This window comes from Photobacterium rosenbergii (assembly GCF_033022775.1).
GTDB lineage: Bacteria > Pseudomonadota > Gammaproteobacteria > Enterobacterales > Vibrionaceae > Photobacterium > Photobacterium rosenbergii_A.
In genome coordinates this window covers 94,976-113,241 of the sequence record NZ_JAWJZI010000007.1, presented here as the reverse complement: position 1 = coordinate 113,241, position 18,266 = coordinate 94,976, and the positions used below count along the sequence as shown (strand labels likewise).

At 49.7% G+C, this 18,266-nt stretch carries 15 protein-coding genes and 2 tRNA genes; 8 read left to right on the top strand and 9 right to left on the bottom strand.

The window, feature by feature from the left end:
- Positions 1–181: 181 nt before the first annotated feature.
- A complete protein-coding gene (locus tag R2X38_RS17275; RefSeq protein ID WP_317523568.1) occupies positions 182–1,696 on the bottom strand; it encodes a DUF3360 family protein in 1,515 nt (504 codons plus the stop codon).
- A gap of 516 nt (positions 1,697–2,212) precedes the next feature.
- Positions 2,213–3,967, bottom strand: a complete 1,755-nt coding sequence (locus R2X38_RS17270; RefSeq protein ID WP_317523567.1) for a YcaO-like family protein — start codon at positions 3,965–3,967, stop codon at positions 2,213–2,215.
- A 313-nt stretch (positions 3,968–4,280) separates the two neighbouring features.
- On the opposite strand from R2X38_RS17270, the gene R2X38_RS17265 reads away from it, so the two are divergent.
- Positions 4,281–5,636, top strand: a complete 1,356-nt coding sequence (locus R2X38_RS17265; RefSeq protein WP_317523566.1) for a M20 family metallopeptidase — start codon at positions 4,281–4,283, stop codon at positions 5,634–5,636.
- Complete coding sequence (locus tag R2X38_RS17260; RefSeq protein WP_317523565.1) at positions 5,633–7,114, top strand: YfcC family protein; 1,482 nt, start codon at positions 5,633–5,635, stop codon at positions 7,112–7,114. The genes R2X38_RS17265 and R2X38_RS17260 overlap by 4 nt, the downstream gene beginning before the upstream one ends.
- Positions 7,115–7,214: 100 nt before the next feature.
- Here R2X38_RS17260 and R2X38_RS17255 read toward each other — a convergent pair whose 3' ends face one another.
- Entirely contained in the window at positions 7,215–8,744 is a 1,530-nt protein-coding gene (locus R2X38_RS17255) for an ABC transporter substrate-binding protein (protein WP_317523564.1), read from the bottom strand.
- Positions 8,745–9,231: 487 nt separating this feature from the next.
- Between R2X38_RS17255 and R2X38_RS17250 the strand changes: the two genes are divergently transcribed.
- The 4 genes from R2X38_RS17250 to R2X38_RS17235 all read left to right on the top strand — a co-directional run bounded on the left by R2X38_RS17250 (position 9,232) and on the right by R2X38_RS17235 (position 12,395).
- A complete protein-coding gene (locus R2X38_RS17250; RefSeq protein WP_107301326.1) occupies positions 9,232–10,002 on the top strand; it encodes an ABC transporter ATP-binding protein in 771 nt (256 codons plus the stop codon).
- A 117-nt stretch (positions 10,003–10,119) separates the two neighbouring features.
- Complete coding sequence (locus R2X38_RS17245) at positions 10,120–10,896, top strand: ABC transporter substrate-binding protein (RefSeq protein ID WP_317523563.1); 777 nt, start codon at positions 10,120–10,122, stop codon at positions 10,894–10,896.
- A 78-nt stretch (positions 10,897–10,974) separates the two neighbouring features.
- Positions 10,975–11,715 (top strand): ABC transporter permease, encoded by a 741-nt coding sequence (locus tag R2X38_RS17240; protein ID WP_044622712.1) that lies wholly within the window; start codon positions 10,975–10,977, stop codon positions 11,713–11,715.
- Positions 11,716–11,717: 2 nt separating this feature from the next.
- Complete coding sequence (locus tag R2X38_RS17235; protein WP_317523562.1) at positions 11,718–12,395, top strand: ABC transporter permease; 678 nt, start codon at positions 11,718–11,720, stop codon at positions 12,393–12,395.
- Positions 12,396–12,481: 86 nt separating this feature from the next.
- Here the strand turns inward: R2X38_RS17235 and grxB are convergent, their stop codons facing one another.
- From grxB to R2X38_RS17220, 3 genes are all read right to left on the bottom strand, one after another.
- Positions 12,482–13,132 (bottom strand): glutaredoxin 2, encoded by a 651-nt coding sequence (gene grxB / locus R2X38_RS17230; protein ID WP_317523561.1) that lies wholly within the window; start codon positions 13,130–13,132, stop codon positions 12,482–12,484.
- A gap of 86 nt (positions 13,133–13,218) precedes the next feature.
- Entirely contained in the window at positions 13,219–14,025 is an 807-nt protein-coding gene (gene xthA, locus R2X38_RS17225) for an exodeoxyribonuclease III (RefSeq protein ID WP_317523559.1), read from the bottom strand.
- A 197-nt stretch (positions 14,026–14,222) separates the two neighbouring features.
- Entirely contained in the window at positions 14,223–14,450 is a 228-nt protein-coding gene (locus tag R2X38_RS17220) for a hypothetical protein (RefSeq protein ID WP_317523558.1), read from the bottom strand.
- Positions 14,451–14,632: 182 nt separating this feature from the next.
- Between R2X38_RS17220 and R2X38_RS17215 the strand changes: the two genes are divergently transcribed.
- Entirely contained in the window at positions 14,633–14,884 is a 252-nt protein-coding gene (locus R2X38_RS17215) for a GlsB/YeaQ/YmgE family stress response membrane protein (RefSeq protein WP_317523557.1), read from the top strand.
- Positions 14,885–15,016: 132 nt separating this feature from the next.
- Entirely contained in the window at positions 15,017–15,982 is a 966-nt protein-coding gene (locus R2X38_RS17210; protein WP_317523556.1) for a glutathione S-transferase family protein, read from the top strand.
- A 20-nt stretch (positions 15,983–16,002) separates the two neighbouring features.
- Here the strand turns inward: R2X38_RS17210 and R2X38_RS17205 are convergent, their stop codons facing one another.
- From R2X38_RS17205 to R2X38_RS17195, 3 genes are all read right to left on the bottom strand, one after another.
- Entirely contained in the window at positions 16,003–17,715 is a 1,713-nt protein-coding gene (locus R2X38_RS17205; RefSeq protein ID WP_317523555.1) for a response regulator, read from the bottom strand.
- 189 nt (positions 17,716–17,904) lie between these two features.
- A tRNA-Tyr gene (locus tag R2X38_RS17200) sits at positions 17,905–17,989 on the bottom strand.
- Positions 17,990–18,055: 66 nt separating this feature from the next.
- A tRNA-Tyr gene (locus R2X38_RS17195) sits at positions 18,056–18,140 on the bottom strand.
- Between the last annotated feature and the right edge of the window lie 126 nt (positions 18,141–18,266).

Here is an 18,266-nt window from a genome sequence, read left to right as displayed (position 1 = left end):
AGAAAAAACACGTACTGCGGTGACTGTTGAGCCAGCCTCACCAAACGGTGAACAGTACACTTTATATAAACAATAATACGGATAACCAAAAAACGTGTCAGGATAGTGATGTTTTGATTATTCGTATTAGTGCTAACGGCACTCATTGATAGGGCAGTGCACGCACTGCCCTCAATTTTCCTTACAGTAGTGCTGGAATGCCGTACTGGCCTTCAAGCATACCTACTGCCAGCATCGCAACAAAACAGATGATCAGTGCGCCAGCTGGAATGATGATTTTGTCCATCTTTGACAGCTTAGCGGCACGCTCTTTGTTGCCGATCAGGCCGTTGTTATCCAGCAGCATGGTCAGTGCCCAAGCGAGAACTGGGTTAGCAACGATGGCTGCGAATACACAGATACCAGCAGCTTGTGAATCTTTGGTGTCTTTCACCATCTGCACACCCGCTTCAAGAAGCGGTAGGAATACACCTACAAGCAGTGCGATACGCATTACTGGTGGCCATACTGCTACGTCCATCGGGAAGCCAAGGATCGCTACGATGATACAGAAAGTACCGAGTAGGATCGCACCCGCTGGAATCGGACGCTTGGCAATACCCGCTGGGATAATGTAAGTACCCCAAGATGATGTGATGTTACAACCACCAACCGCCGTACCTACCATCTGGCGAAGCGAACACGTTGTCATGGTGTCATCAACGTCCATCAGAACGCGGTCAGTCCCTTTCGGGTAGTTCAGCTCCTGGAAGATACGGTGACCCAGGAAGTCTGGCGACCACATTGCTACTGCAAGAATCGCGAACGGTAGAGAAGCAATGAAATGCTCAACACCAGGAAGGCCAAGCATCCAACCTTGCTCTGTGCTACCCCACCAGTACACTGGGTTTAGGTTAGGCAAACCCGTTTCGGTTTCGAATACTAGGTCAAAGCCCGCACCCAGTGCAAGGGAAACCAATAAACCGGTTACTGCACAAGCAGGAATCGCCAACCAACGCTTGTTTACTTTGGCAAGGTAAGCATAAAGAATGATATTTACCGCCAGAACCACCAAGCCGATGTAGCCCAAGCTACCTTTTGCTACGTCAGCACTTTCAAGACCCACAGCCCAAGACTGAATGTCACCGATCTGGCTCATTGCCCCGGTAAAGCCGAGGAAGATAAGCAGACCGCCGGCCACACCCTCACTGGTGAGGTTGACCAGTTTCGAGCCCCCTTTGAAGTAACTCAGCAATAGGCCGAATACACCAATCAGGATAGCCAGTGCCAGTGGGTGAGCACCTGCCAGGGCAATGGTACCGATCAACGGGATCATTGGACCGTGGTTACCCGCTAGGTTGGCGCGTGGGTTAAAGAAGCCCGAGGCAAGAATACAGAAAAGAAGGGCTGGGATGAGCATTTCTACACGGGCCACTTCGATAGCGAAGGTTTTGCCCAGCTCAACGTGATCCCAAGCGGCTGTCAGGCCATCAGCCCATGACATAGCAACTGATGAGTACATCGCGATAATGGCAATCGTACCCGCTAGTGCTGGAACCAAATCTTCAAGCTCAAAACGGAAGTCACGGCCAGGAAGGTTAAGCTTCCAGCGGCGTGGCTTCATGATTTTCAGCTCATGATCAAGATAGTCTGAGCGACTAGCGAAGTCAGATGCAGGGCGGTGCAGCTCCTGATAACTTCTTTCCTGTGATGACATAAGTGCCTCGTTCTACATTTAAAGTAATTTTTTATTTATATGTTGGTTGAAACTTCCTCAACATATCTGCAATTCATACGAATTTAAGCCAAGCAGTTGTTAAGTGTAATTTAATTTCACCAAATTTGGCTGCAGTGTACCGCTTGTCCACTTAAATGGAATTGATCTCGATCACTCTCACTAAAAAATTGTAAGAAAATAACCAAAAAAAATTGAGTGCAAAGAGCAGTTGTTGCGAAATATGAAAGAAACTTTATAACTAAAGTAAATTTGTGAAATGTGATCTGTGTCTTGTTTTGTTTTTTATTTCATTGTTTTTGTTGTGGTTATTTTATTGTGGTGTGTCTTGTGCGTGCCACAGGGGTGTTACCCAAAAAGTAGCAGGGCGTTAAAAGGTATTTGTATAATGCATTCAACTATTTTTGAATGGAGTTGTGTCCGTGGGATGTAACCAAAGTACAAAAATCGCCCAAACTACCTATGAGATTGCCTGGGCGATGCCATGATAAAGATAGCTTAGTTTTGCTGTTTCGCGACCTGCAGTTTTAAGTATGAGCGCAGCAGCTCCTGGTGGGCAGGGAATTGGCCCATTGTCATATCGCCTGCGGTAAGGCCGTGGAAGCGAACGTTGCCCTCGATTGAGCCCCAAGCGGCTGCGACAGTGTCAGCCCCAAAAGCTTGCTCAAAGCTGGCTTTGCACTCAGCTGGATCGCGTTCTCCCTCAAGCGCCAAGTCCAAGCTTGCGACCAAGCAGCGGAAGAAGCCAAGGCGCTCAGTACTGTAAACTGAGGCATTGAATGCCACACTCCATTTGGCAAAGTCTTGAGCCAGTTCGAGATCGCCGCCCGCCAGGGCAATTAGGCACTTGAGTTCACCGATACGCAGGGTTTGCCATGCATCTCCCGGCTGTGCCTCCATACCGAGCAGGGTAGGCAGAAGTGCTTCGTCATCGAACTCTTCTTCGACAATGTGGAACATCTCGGCATATTGCTCTGCATCCCACTCGATGCCTGGCAGTGCCAGCAACACTTCACGCAGTTCCAATGCCACATTGTTGTTGGCTTCGATGAGATCTTCCACCGGACAGACTTCCGACCAACCCGGAACGATGATGCGGCAGCATTCCACACCCAGGTGCGTGTAATCGGCAATGTAGGCATCGGCTCCTTCAGTGTTTAAAAGACTCATCAAATGCTCAAAGCTTTCCTCGGAAGTCCCTTTGAAGTCCCACTGTACAAACGCTTGTTCAGAAGTCGCCTGAAGCAGAGCCGGGGAAAGAAGGCACGTTGATGCACCCCAGTCATTTTCTGTTTCAACGTGCTCATGCGTTACTTCGCTGGCAGATACCGAGGCCAGTAAGGCTTTAAGCCCATCAAGGCTGTAGTCTTTAACAAGTCCTGCGATAGCGCGTTCAAGTGCCACATCAAAGCGGGGGTGGGCTGAGAAGGAAGCAAAGCCGACGCTGCTGTCTTGGTGAGTGATTGCCACGCATACCACTGGGTATTTACCGCCAAGGGAGGCATCGTAGCCATTGACGTTAAAGCCAAGCGCTTCAAGCGCATTCATTGATTCTGTAACCGGGGTAAACTGGCTCAGCACCGGCTCGGGAATGGCAGGTAAACCAACTTGCTTGGCCAATATGCGGTTTTTGATATGGCGCTCGATGATCTCGCACAGGGCGTGGGTACGCGCTTCAAATCGGCTATTGCCCGCAGCGATACCATTGGCAGCATAAAGGTTGCTAATGATATTGACCGGCATGTCGATTGTTTCGCCATCGCTCTGGCGCTCGAAAGGCAGGGTGCAGATCCCGCGTGCCATATTGCTTGATTGCAGATCTACCAGATCTGTGCCCAGCAGCTCTAGGGTTGGGTCGTAATACTGGGTCAGGCGCTCATCCAGGATCATCTCTGGTGGCAAGTTTTCCTCAAGATCGATCGGGAACCATTTTTCATTTGGGTAGTGGACAAACTCGCCGTTGGCGATAGCTTCACCAAGGTAGCGGTTGGCATAGAAGTCATTGGTTGCCAACCCTGCAAGGAGCTGGCCCAGTGCCGAGGCCAGCGCGGCGTTTTGCGATGCTCCCTTGCCGGTGATGGTGTTCATCGGGGCATCGGCTTCAGGAAACTGCACAGACCAGACATTAGGGATCGGGTTATACCATGAGGCATTTTCAATATTGAGATTGAAGCCAAACGCTTGGAGCTGTGTTTGGAACCGCTCGAGGGTGTCTTCCAGCGCGGTGTCTTTGCCGGGAATAAAGGTTTTCATTATCGATCTCGTCACATGACAGGAGGGGATTGGCGCGAAGTATAACCAATAATACAGCGGATGCCTAAATGTGACAGATATCAATAATGTCCATCACCTCTGGAATATTTTGTCGAGATTTTGACCGCAGTCCCACCTTGTGAGGACGAGCAGTGAAAGTAATCACATTTATTCCCTTTGGCTTGTAGCAGAATAGATTGGTCAGATGAGATCTAATTAACTAATAATTCTGATTTAAATGATAAATTCACTACTTTTGTTGGTGTGCGTTCGCGTATGCAGCTAAAAGTAGCTGAAGCCAAAGAGGGATACGATGAAAGCAACAATAGCATCAAATATCGACGCGCTGCGTGATGACTATATTGCCGCAGTGAAGCGTTTGGTGGCTATTCCCAGTGTCTACCAGGAAGATGATAGCGGTAAGCCGTTCGGCAAACCGATTGACGATTGCCTGGATGAGACATTGCGGCTATGCCACGATTTGGGGTTTGCCATCTATAAGGATCACGAAGGGTATTACGGCTATGCCGAAATCGGTGATGGTGAACAAATGGTCGGTGTATTGGGCCACCTGGATGTGGTGCCAACCGGGGAGTTATCAGCGTGGCATTCAGACCCGTTTATTCCTGAAGTCCGTGATGGGCGACTGTATGGCCGCGGAACCCAAGATGACAAAGGGCCAACTTTAGCCGCCATTTTTGCGGTCAAAGCCTTGCTCGATAGCGGCGTGGTACTCAACAAGCGTATCCGCTTTATCTTCGGTACCGACGAAGAAACTTTATGGCGCTGTATTGACCGCTACCTGGAAAAAGAAGAAGTCCCAAGCTGCGGCTTCACACCAGACTCTGCCTTCCCGCTTATTCACGCTGAAAAAATGCTGATCCAATCCTGGCTCCATGGGCCGGGCGATGGCTTGTTGGCGCTAGATTGTGGCGGGGCACTCAATGCAGTGCCTGAGGTGGCGAAATACGAAGGCCCACTGTGGGAAGAGTTGGCGGCCAAACTGGATGAATTAGGCTATGACTTCACTGCCGAAGATGCCGAGGTCACGGTATTTGGTAAAGCAGCCCATTCCGCAGCCAGTGATATCAAAGGGGTCAATGCGATTGCCCGTTTATGCCTGGCGCTGAGCGGGATCGGTGTGACCCATCCTGCGATCAAGTTTGTTGCCGAGCAGGTGGGCGAAGATGCCAATGCCAAACAGATTTTTGGTCCGGTAGAGGATGTCAGTGGACGGTTGACTTTCAACGTTGCCCAACTAGAGGTTAGCGAGCAGTCCAGCAAACTCGGGATAGATATCCGGGTACCGGTCACCTTCGAGAAAGCGGACTTTGATAACGATATTCAGGCTGTCGCCGAGCAGTACGGTTTACGCTACGAGGAATTTGATGTGCTACCTTCCTTGTATATGCCTGCAGAAAGCCCGGTGATCCAAACCCTGATGCGTGCCTATCAAGAAATCAGCGGGGATATGGACAGCGAGCCGATGACATCCGGTGGGGCGACGTATGCCCGTGCAATTCCGAACTGTGTCGCTTATGGGGCGATTTTCCCCGGCCGCGATAAAGTCGAGCACATGCCGAATGAATATTTGATTATTGATGACATGCTTAAAGCAATGAATGTGTATGCCAACGCGATTTATCAGCTGCAGGGAGTAGAGCTATGACCACGACTACAGAGGCTGGCAAAATGAAACGATCTTTCAAAATGCCGACTGTTTATACCATTCTTTTTTCCATTATTGCCCTTGTTGCCTTGCTGACCTGGATCATGCCGGCGGGTAAGTATGATTATTTGGTCAATGGCACCGATGTGGTGATCCCGGCGGCTGAAGTGCTGGACTACGACGGCGGTGAGCGGTTGCTTCCTATTCCTGGTACTTATCAGGAGCTGGAGTCCTCGCCTCAGGGTGTGATTGATGTCTTGATGGCACCGATCAAAGGTTTCCACAAAGCGGTTGATGTGGCGCTGTTCGTATTGGTTATCGGTGGTTTCCTTGCTGTTACCATGCGTACTGGTGCCATGGATTCCGGTGTGGCGGCGATTGTACGCAAGTTCCGTGGCCGTGAGCAGATGATGATCCCGGTGTTGATCACCTTGTTTGCACTGGGTGGTTCGACTTACGGGATGGCGGAAGAAACCGTCGCCTTCTGGGCGGTGATCCTGCCGGTAATGGCGGTGGCGGGCTACGACCGTATGGTGGCTGCGGGTATTATCCTGCTGGGTTCTGGTGTCGGGGTACTTGCTTCAACCGTTAACCCATTTGCCACCGGGATTGCGTCTGGTTTTGCTGGGCTGCCTATCGGTGATGGTATCGTGCTGCGTGTTATCCAGCTGGCTATCTTGATCGTACTGGCTTCTTGGTATGTGATGCGTTACGCCTCGAAAGTCAAAGCCGACAAAGCCAATTCCGTGCTGGCGGATATCGAGTTTGATGATGAGTTCTCCCATGTCAATGAAGATACCGGCGAGTTCACCACCAAGCAGAAATGGACCATGGGGATCTTCTTCGGTGCATTCCTGGTGATGATTTACGGTGTGATCCCATGGGAAGACATGGGCATTACCGCGATTCCAACGCTATGGTGGTGGTTCGATGAGCTATCAACCCTGTTTTTGGCATCGGCAATTTTGATTGCGGTGATCAACCGCATGCACGAAGGTGAATTCATCAAGACCTTCATTGAAGGGGCCAAGGATCTGATTGGTGTTGCATTGGTGGTTGCTGTTGCACGTGGTATCTATGTCGTGATGGATAACGGTGTGATCATCGATACTATCCTGAACTGGGCTGAAGGTGTCGTAACCGGCCTGTCTTCCGGTGTTTTCGTCGTGGTGACTTACCTGGTACACATTGTGCTGAGCTTCTTTATTCCATCGACTTCAGGTTTGGCAACGGTGTCTATGCCGCTGATGGCTCCGCTGGCTGACTTCTCGGGTATCGGCCGCGATTTGATTATCACCGCATACCAGTCAGCTAGTGGCTGGATCAACATCTTCGCCCCAACGGCGGGCCATCTGGTTGCCGGTTTGGCGTTGGCGAAAATCCCGTATGAGCGCTTCCTGAAATGGGTGATGCCGTTTGTGGTGATAGTGCTGGTTGTGACAGTGGTATTGCTGTTCGCAGGTGCCGCGATGGCCTAATCGGCTAAACGGGAACAATTAGAAAACAGTTCGAAAAAGCTGTTCTGTCATGATGAAAGCGAGCCAGATGGCTCGCTTTTTTTATTGGGTTGGTTATCCCTTACTCGGTATCAGCGGTCTGCTTTTTAGGTCGGAGGGCGAGCACATGCAGTAGGCGCTCAGGAGCCTGTGGCCAAATTAGCGGGCTGGCGACCGGGTTGTCCTTGTTAAACCACCCTTCGAAGCGGCTGGTGTTGTATTGATAGAATTCAACCGTGTTATAAAGCGGAACTGTCACTTGTTGGCTGGCGATGATTTGGTTGAGTTCACGGATGATCTGCTGGCGCTGCTGGTTGGTTTCGGCAATTGGAAATTGCGTCAACAACTTATCGACCTGTGGATTTTGGTAGTAATGCATCGCATAGCGCGGGTAATGGGATGCCTGGTAGGTGCTATTGAACGCCATATCAAAATATTTGAAGGGAGTCGGCCCTTGCGGGTAGTTAGTAATAGCCAACTGATAGTCCGCATGGGCAAGCTGCTCGTTGAACTGTTGGAAGTGTGCTTGGATTGGCGTGACTTTTATACCAACCCAAAGCAGCATTTCACTGATTAACTGGGCAGTGGTATTGAAATCAGACCAACCGTTGGGGGTGATGATAGTGAGTGCTAACGGTGCGCCGTCGGGTAAGTCGCGCCACCCGTTCCCGTTGCTATCGATAACACCAATACTGTCGAGCAAGTCCTGCGCCAGCATCGGATTGTAAGTCAAATAGGGGAGGTATTTCTCGGTGATTCTCGGATCAGCCCACGAGCGGAAGCGTCCGCTCATGCCCGATGCGTAACGGGAAGGTTCACCTTGACCGAAAGCCGCAATATCGATCAGCATTTGGCGTTGAAGCGTCATCGAGATGGCACGGCGGAACTCCACCTTGTTGAACACCTCTCGAATCGCCGGATCGGCGGCCTTGAAGTTGAACATCAGGCTGACATTGCTGGCGGGTGGTAGCCAGTATTTGAAATCGGGCGAGTAAGAGGCGTAGTGGCGCTCTATATCGGGAATAAAGCTGCCGGTCCAGTCGAACTCACCTTTGGAGATACGTGAGATAAAATCGTCGTTGGTCGTGACTTTGGGATAGCGCAGGCAGTCGATATGGCGTTTATCTGCTTGCCAGTATACCGGGTTGGCACATTGCAGGTAGCCGTTCTCGTCCAGCTCTTTGATTTCGGTAAAAGGTCCGGTGCCGATAGGGGTAGAGTTGGTGAAATGCGCGAAATCTTCGACTGACTGCCATTGGTGTTTAGGCACAATAGGAAGCAATACCAAGGTGTAGGCAACCAGGGCATTGGGCTTCTTGAGCCTGAAATAGACCTCATTTTTGTTACGTTTTTCGACAGACTCAACCCATTGTCCAATGCCATGTGAGTCAAGTTCTGGATATTTAAGCGCGATAGAGAAAGAGAAAATCACGTCATCGGCGCTGAATGGTTTTCCATCCGACCAGCGTACCCCTTCCCGAAGCGAAAAACTGATCCCCATTAAATCCTTGTCGAGTTGGTAGTGAGTCGCTAGGCGGTATTCCGGCTTGTTGTTCTGCAGCGTATTGAAGATCACCAAGGGTTCAAATATGAATTCATGCGTTGTAGGCATGCTGCCTTTTGAAAAAGGATTAAAGTTGGCGGTTACCGCATCTTTATACTCGGGTACAACGGTGAGAATTGTTACAGATTGTGGCTGGGAGGCAAATGCATAGCTAAACGGATAAAACGTGCTAAAAACAAGCAGTAACACGCAAGTTGCACGCTGCATTAATAATGTTGAATTTATTGTAATTATTGATTTAACAGACATATTTCATCCGACTATATATTTTCTCCCTTAAATTACCCCAAGCAGGCAAATAGTTCAATGTAGGTGAAAAGTCGCTATATTGATGTTTTATTCTTAAAACATGACTGGATATTCTTCTCTTGTGCTGGTTAATGAAATGTTGCCAAATTTTATTTCTAGTGATACCGTCGATAAAAGTGTTCGCAAAACAGGCAATCTTTTGCTCTTTTGGGCACGTTGAATCCCACCATTGAAAAATGCAGTGAAGGGATATTGGTAATTCACGGAGTAACAGGAGTTGGCGCACATGGCAGGTGAAGTGGCGCTTGATGTAAGGGATTTGCATAAGTCTTTTGGTCAGAACGAAGTCTTAAAAGGCATATCGTTAACGGCCCACCGTGGTGATGTAATTTCAATTATTGGCTCGTCCGGTTCAGGGAAGAGTACTTTTCTGCGTTGTATCAACCTACTTGAAACACCGACTCAGGGCGAAATCTGGGTCAACGGTGAACTGATTAAAATGAAAAATAATCGACAGGGAGAATTTCTTCCGGTTGATGAAAAACAAGTACAGCGCATTCGTTCACGCCTAGCGATGGTCTTCCAAGGTTTCAATCTGTGGTCGCATATGACAGTGCTCGGCAATGTCATTGAGGCACCCGTCCATGTACTCGGTGTACCGAAAGCGGAGGCGATAGAGCGTGGTGAAGCATTACTGAAAAAAGTCGGCTTGTATGAACGTCGCAACTACTACCCTGGTCACCTGTCCGGTGGACAGCAGCAGCGTGCTGCCATTGCCCGTGCTTTGGCGGTAGACCCTGAAGTGATGCTGTTCGATGAACCGACGTCGGCCCTTGACCCAGAGTTGGTGGGAGAGGTGCTGGGGGTAATGCAGGATTTGGCACAAGAAGGCAGGACCATGTTGGTGGTGACTCATGAAATGGCCTTTGCCCGTGATGTGTCCAATCAGGTGATGTTCTTGCATCAGGGGAAAGTGGAAGAGCAGGGCGATCCGGCCAAGCTGTTCTCCAACCCGGAGTCAGAGCGTCTCCAGCAATTTATCTCATCGATATATTAACGATTTATTTAGCAAACCAGCGATCCATGACGACCTGTTTGGGGATGGGGAGTCAGTGAGGGAAGGATCGACAATGACATGCAAACAACAGACTAAAAAGTACAGCAGGAGTAAACAATGAAAAAATGGATTTTGGCAGCAGCCGTTGTAACAGCTTTGGGTACCACAGCCGTACAGGCCAAAGAGTGGAAGACCGTGCGTTTTGGTATTGAGGGAGCTTATCCTCCATTTAGCTGGACGGAGCCAAACGGTGAGCTTCGTGGTTTTGATGTGGATATGGCCAATGCATTGTGTAAAGAGCTGGATGCTAAGTGCCAGATCGTTGCCCAGGACTGGGACGGTATTATCCCATCGCTACTAGCGCGTAAGTACGATGCCATTATCGCTGCTATGTCTATTACCGAAGAGCGTAAGAAGCGTGTTGATTTCACGGGTAAATACGCACAGATTCCAAACAAGTTTGTTGCCAAGAAAGGCACTGAGCTTGACTTCACCAAAGAAGGTTTGAAAGGCGTTAAAGTGGGGGTTCAGCGTGCAACTACCCATGATAAATACCTGACAGATAACTATGGCGGAGCGGTTGAGATTGTTCGTTACGGCTCGTTTGATGATGCCTACCTTGATCTGAAAGCTGGCCGTATTGCTACTGTCTTGGGTGATGCTTCTGCGCTGGAAGAAGGCTTGATCAACAAACCTGGTGGTGATGACTATGAGTTTATCGGCCCGTCGCTAACGGATCCGAAATGGTTTGGTGAAGGTATGGGTATCGCAGTTCGCAAGCAAGACAAAGATCTGACCAAGCAGCTTGATGAAGCTATCAAGTCACTTCGCGAGAAAGGTATCTACCAGCAAATTGCTTCTAAGTACTTTGCTTACGATGTTTACGGTGAGTAATCAGTAGAAACTTTGCTGTGATCCCAAAGGGATTTTCCTTTGGGATCACTCTCCTAAGCAGTAAGAAGGAGCTTCCTTTTGATTGATTTGAAAGGTTATGAGTGGTCACTGGTGGAAGGGGCATGGATCACCCTGCAGGTCGCTCTGTTATCATTGGTGCTGGCGATGATATTGGGTATGCTGGGCGCGTTGGCTAAGCTATCACCGTATCGCTGGGCAAGGGCTATCGCCACCTTCTATACCACGGTGATCCGCGGTATTCCGGATCTGGTTCTGATGATGCTGATATTTTTCGGTGGGCAGATGCTGCTCAACGACAGCCTCTACCGGATCAACGAGTTTCTGAACGAGTATTTCACTTCATCCGATCCCAATCATGAGTGGACCGCTTATTTACCGGACTATGTTGAGATCAGTCCGTTTATTGCCGGTATCTTAACCATTGGGTTTATCTTCGGTGCCTATATGGCCGAGACCTTCCGTGGTGCGATCCTCGCTGTTGATAAAGGCGAACTCGAAGCGGGCAAGGCCTATGGAATGAGTAGCTTCCTTTCTTTTCGCCGCATCCTGTTGCCGCAGATGATCCGCCATGCCTTACCGGGCTTCGGAAATAACTGGCTGGTATTGCTCAAAACCACCGCACTGGTTTCCGTGATTGGCCTTGATGATATGGTGCGCAAAGGCGCGCTGGCGGCCGGTACAACCCAGATGCCATTTACCTTCTATATGGCGGTCGCGGTTATTTTCCTTCTTTTCACTTCGCTCTCGACCTCGGGTCTCAAGTGGGCGGAGCGTAAATTCAGTATTCACACGAGGTAGCTATGGACTTCAGTATTCTGGCCGACTCGTGGCCGATTTATTGGCAGGGCTTTTATACCACGGTGTGGTTGGTTGCCGCTGCGCTGGTGATTGGCTTGGTGATCGCCATTCCTATCGGTATTGCCCGTAACAGCAAGATGCCAGTGGTATATGGGCCGGCGTGGGCATTTATCTACTTTTTCCGCGGTACCCCGTTGCTGATCCAGTTGTACCTGATTTATTACGGCTTGAGCCAGGTGATTGTTGTACAAGGAACGCTTTGGCAAGAAGCATGGTTCTGTGCCTTGGTGGCCTTTGTGCTCAATACTGCCGCCTATACCGCAGAGATTGTCCGTGGTTCTATCAACAGTATGCCGAAAGGCGAGATAGAAGCGGCTAAAGCGTATGGCATGAGCCCGGCGCAGGCATTCCGCCGTATTATTCTGCCTAGCTCACTGCGACGTGCGTTGCCGGCCTACAGTAACGAGGTGATCTTCATGCTTCATGGCTCGGCAGTGGCCGGTATCGTGACCATTGTTGATCTCACCGGGGCGGCGAAGATTGTCAATTCCCGCTACTATGCACCGTTCGAGTCTTACCTGTTCGCGGGGATGTTCTATATGGCTCTGACATTTATCATCCTGTGGGGCTTCCGTAAGCTTGAGGGGCGCTGGATGAGGCACATGCGGCCACTGTCGTAGAGATTGAGTGCAAAGCTTTAATGGATAAGCGAAAGCCCAGCCAATTGGCTGGGCTTCTTTTATGCGCTATCAGTAAAAGCTGATGTTTATACTGCGATATCGTCGTAGAGCGATATTGAGGTCAGTGCTGCCACTTGGTCGATGTACTGACGGATACGGGCAGGGAACTTCACGCCTTTTACCACAGTCAGGTTGCGCAGTGATGGGAACAGGTTGACATCGTCGTAGCTCAACACATTGTTACGCTCAGACGGTAACTGCAACCAGGTTAGCTTGTCGAAAGTGGCATTGAGCTCTATCAGGTACTCTTCTGACTTGCTGAAGGCATCGTCGAAGTCCTGCTCGATCATTGCGGTTTTGTTCTTGCTAAACCACGCCTTGGCTTCTTGGCACCGGAACTCCGGCAAGTCGACTTTCATCCAGCGCGGGTAGAGCAAGCGGCTGCTGTAAGGGCGGGCGATATCAGCCCACGCGCTGATGTTGTCGTCGTTGCTGCCGGTTGCCAGAACTGGGTTACCCTCAAGCGCATCGATATAGGCGGCGATATCCAAGCTTTCAGCCATGTAGCTGCCGTCTTCTTTTTGCAGAATAGGCACCAGGTTGGCCCCGACCTTGTCGATGCGGGCATCCACATCATGGTTTTGCAGGTAGACCAGCTCGATGTCAGCCTTTTTCAGGCCTGCGACCATCATGGCTTTGATGCAGAATGGGCAGTGATCAAATACAAACAGTTTCATCTTCTTTCCTTGTGAGTCAACGTGTGCAATGTATTCCAGTGAGGGGGAGCGGACTCCCTCTCACTCGTTAACTTGCCTGCTTGGCCTTATTTGAAGGTCGACCAAATAGGGGCGTGGTCAGACGGCTTTTCGATACCGCGTAGCTCGTAGTCGATACCGGCTTCGATACAGCGCTCAGCCAGTGAAGGCGTAGCCAGCACCACGTCAATGCGCAGGCCGCGGTTGTCGACAAAGCCTTTCGAGCGGTAGTCGAACCACGAGAACTTGTCGTCAACGTCAGGATGAAGCTGGCGGAAGGTATCGACAAAGCCCCAATCTATCAATGTCTTGAGCCATTCGCGCTCGATAGGCTGGAACGAACACTTGCCGGTTTTCAGCCAGCGCTTGGCATTGGCCGGGCCGATACCGATATCCAGATCAATTGGGCTGATGTTGATATCACCCATCACAATCACCTCTTCGCCGTTATTGTGGTGATCGTTGAGGTAGGTCATCAGGTCGGCATAGAACTTCTCTTTGGCCGGGAACTTGGTTTCATGGCTGATGTTGTCACCCTGCGGGAAATAGCCGTTAAGTACCGTGACCTTGCGACCATCTTCCTGCTCGAAGGTGGCCATGATCATCCGGCGCTGGGCCTCTTCGTCATCGGTCGGAAAGCCTTTGCGTACTTCAACCGGCTCTTGTTTGCACAGCATGGCAACACCATAGTGGGCTTTCTGACCATGGTGGTATACCTTGTAGCCCATGGCTTCGACATCTTCGATAGGGAAAGCTTCGTCATGAACTTTGATTTCCTGAAGGCCAATGACATCTGGCTGGTGTTTGTCGATCAAAGCTTGCAATTGGTGAAGGCGAGCACGAAGGCCGTTGATGTTGAACGAGATGACTTTCATTGATTTTGGTGTCCTTGATGGTAAAGGCTTCTTTGGCAAAACCTGCTGTAATTCATCGATGTTACCATCATTTTTTGAAAAATGGCTGGAGGATGTGTGACAAGTAGATTTGTTGCAGGGAAAGGTTGGGATTACTTGATGAGTCTCCCAAAGGTTATAGTGAACAATTTAACCTTTGGGAGAGATGAAGTGGCTAGCTAGTAGCTATCATCATCGGTTTCTTCTGCTTCTGGTTCTGCTGACTCGTCATCCATTTTATCTTCTTCGTTTTCTGACTCCGCTGGAACGTCTGAACCTTCAGTGGCATCCATGGCGTCGGCACTCTCTTCCGTTTCAGGTGCTGGAGGCGGTGGTGCGGTATCGCCACACCCGGTTAGCAGTGATGCCAAAAGTAAAAAAAGGCCAATCGTCAGTTTGTTTAACATATACATCGTCCTCAGGTTGGGAAGGCTTTAGAAGATTAAGCCATATGGCTATTAAGATTAGTGCAATAAGGTGCGTTCTGCCGCTTGAAGTGACTTGGGTACATTGCTTTCTTTGTCTATATCAAACGACATTGACTAAGCTCAATCAGGTACTTTCCAATTGACAGATAGCGAGGGTAAGCATGGGATTTATTTCGTGGATCATATTGGGTTTGATTGCAGGCGCATTGGCGAAGTGGTTGATGCCCGGGGATGATGGTGGTGGTTGGATAGCGACAATGGGGCTGGGTATTGCCGGCGCTTTTGTTGGCGGCTGGGTCGGTTCATTCATTGGCCTTGGTGCGGCGACCGGGGTGAATTTCGGCAGCTTGGTGACGGCAACATTTGGTGCCCTGATTCTGTTGTTTGTCTACAACAAATTCATCCGGAAATAGCTTGTGGTTGAAGTTGTTCAAGGAACTTGATGATCTTGTTCGGTTTGAGCCGACAGACTTCTTGCCAGCCGCTTCCTATAATCGAGGCATAGTGATTGAAGGTGCAATGAAGGTTAAAGCGAGGAGCGGCTGATGGGGAAGTTGGTAAAGGGTGTGTGGCACGATGTCTGGTATGACACCGAGAGCAACAAGGGGCAGTTTGTCCGTGAAGATGCGGGATTCAGAAACTGGCTTACTGCCGACGGCAGTGCCGGGCCGAACGGCGAAACCGGCTTCAAGGCAGAATCAGGCCGTTATCATCTTTATGTCTCGCTGGCTTGCCCGTGGGCGCACCGCACCTTGATTTTCCGTGCGCTGAAAGGCTTAGCTCCTTACATTGATGTTACCGTTGTTAGCCCAGATATGCGCAGCAAAGGCTGGGAGTTCGCACAACCTGAACCTTTGTATGGTTTTGAGTGCCTGCATCAAATCTATACCAAAGCGAAAGCCGACTACACCGGCCGGGTAACCGTACCGGTACTTTGGGACAAGCAAACCGAAACGATTGTCAGCAATGAATCGTCCGAGATCATCCGGATGTTCAATGGTGCCTTTGACGGTATCTCGGGCGATGAGCAAGATTTCTACCCAGCGGCGCTTAGCCAAGAGATTGAACAATGGAATGAGTTTATTTATCCCAACATCAACAATGGGGTATACCGCTGCGGTTTCGCAACGACGCAAGAGGCCTATGAAGAGGCTTTTGATAATCTTTTCAATGCACTAGATAAGCTGGATGACCATTTGGCGACCAGCCGTTATTTGGTTGGAAATACACTGACAGAAGCAGATTGGCGCCTATTTACGACGCTGGTACGTTTTGATGCGGTGTATGTTGGCCACTTCAAGTGTAACCTCAAGCGCATTGCTGACTACCCCCATATTCAGGGGTACCTCAAAGAGCTCTACCAGTATCCGGCAGTGGCTGAAACTGTCGACATGTACCATATCAAACGCCATTACTACTTCAGCCACGATATGATCAACCCAACAGGTGTTGTGCCAAAAGGGCCTGAGCTGGATTTACTTACCCCACATGGCCGCGAAAAGCTAAGCTAGCTCGAGCATTACAGCCATACCTACCCAGTGTTTTCAGCTTCGAGAAAACGCTGGGTTTGTTTTTTGTAGGTAAGGGCCACTTTGTGTTGATGTGGAGAAGCCTTCATGCTGGTCATGTCTTCAAGTACTTGTTTGCGCCAGTTCTCCAAGTTGCCGGGCAGTGGCATCGAGCTGATAGCCTTCAGGCTGTTCTTAACTTCTGCTTCGCTACCCGCGTTGAGCTCCAGCATACATTGTAGGTAACCCAAATTTGCTTCGCTGCAAAGCGGGTATTCATGGACGATATTTTGATAGCGGACAAAGGCTTGTTGCGGCGAAGTTTGCAGTATCCCGAAGGCCTCTTTCAATTGGGTTTCAAGTTGCTTGATCCGCTCGGCAAGGTGGGTCTGCTGCTTGATATCGTTTAGCCGGTTTTGGCTGTGGCCATCGAAGCGGTTGCGTTTTTCTATTGCTTGTATGCAAGTACGGATCAGCTGGGTTTCGCCGAAATGAACCAATAGCGGCAGGGTGTCAGCGATAACAACGGATGGCAGTTTAGGTATTTTATCGAAGAACTGGGATAGCCCCAATAGCATCCTTCGTTTAGCTTTCAATGGTTGTGCGTTACCCAACAGCAGGCGGCTCATCACAATATGGCTATACGTGGTCAAAAATGGCTTCTGGGCAGCCATTACTCTTGAGTGAGCCCTATTGTTGATTCGTTGCAGCTCTATTTTGAGCCGCTGGCGATTGGCCAGTGAGGTTTGGGTGAAATACAACTGCTCGAAAATCGCCATGTATTCAGCCAGGCAGATAATCCAGTCGACATCAATGATCGGCAGGTGGTTGGCAAGGCTACTCCCCGCTTTAATGACCTGATCATTACGATCGAGATCGGCCGCTAGCTGGGCAACTTTGAGAGCCCGGTGGCTAATGCTGGGGGTGAGTTTCAGCGCTTTTTGCGCGGATTCCAGCGCATCATAGTAGGCTTTGTCTTGCTCTTGGAAGATAGCCAGATAGTCATATAACTCGATGTGTAGTGGTGATTGCTGGAGCTGGCATTCCAGCAAATGAATCGCTGCCTTGAGTTGGTTATTGTGTTGGAGGATTTTTGCAAGGATCAGGCTTAGCTTCGGGGAAGGGTGGCGCTTCTTCAATATATTGGCGTACTTTTCAGCTTGGAGCCATTGCCCGTCCTCAATCAATAAATCTAATAACAAGCACTCTAGCTTATGGTGATAGCCGGTATGCAGCAGCTGTTTTTTGCACAGGGTAATTGCTTTTTTCCTGTCTTGATTAATGATGGCTTTGTAGACTGGCGTTCGTAGCGCACACTCATGCATGGTGTCGGTTAATTTGGCTTTTACTATTTCGACAGTGATTGGCTTAGCCATGAAATTGTCTGGCTCTACCGACATGCTGGTGAGGATGACTTCGGCAGAATGATCGCCAGATATCATAATAATGCCGCAATAGGGGGTTAACAGTTTTTTGCGGCGCATAAGATTGATCAATTCGGTGCCGGTGAGTGGGCCATCAAGGTGGTAGTCGATGAGCAGGAGATCAAAGGCGTTAAGCTCACAATGTTTTTGTGCTTGCTGGAAATTGAGTGCGGTATCTACATGGGTAAGGCCAATTTGCATCAAAATAGACTTGAGCATAGTCGCCGCGAGGCGCTGGTCGTCGACAATTAGGGCTTTCACTGCGTGCAGGGGCATTGGTTGGATCTTTGACTGGCTTTGATTATTTGGCATTTCCTTATCCCAAACCATATGCTACTGATTGAATCATAGGCATACATAAGCCACAACGCCAAATAAGTCAGTCAGGTTTGTGATTTGAAAGTAAAATTTTGAAACTATTGGAGGTGTGGATGCTGCTTCGGAAAGCATAGATAACGGATATGAAAAAAGCCAGCAGCTTGCGCTACTGGCTTGGAATGATGGTGGAGGGGGACGGATTCGAACCATCGAAGGCGGAGCCGGCAGATTTACAGTCTGCTCCCTTTGGCCACTCGGGAACCCCTCCACGGGGTGTTGCAATTTGTATTGGCTTTTTCAGCCAGAAAACCGCTAGTGCCGTTTTCAGTAATGATGGTGGAGGGGGACGGATTCGAACCATCGAAGGCGGAGCCGGCAGATTTACAGTCTGCTCCCTTTGGCCACTCGGGAACCCCTCCACGGGGTGTTGCAATTTGTGTTGGCTTTTTCAGCCAGAAAACCGCTATTGCCGTTTTCAGTAATGATGGTGGAGGGGGACGGATTCGAACCATCGAAGGCGGAGCCGGCAGATTTACAGTCTGCTC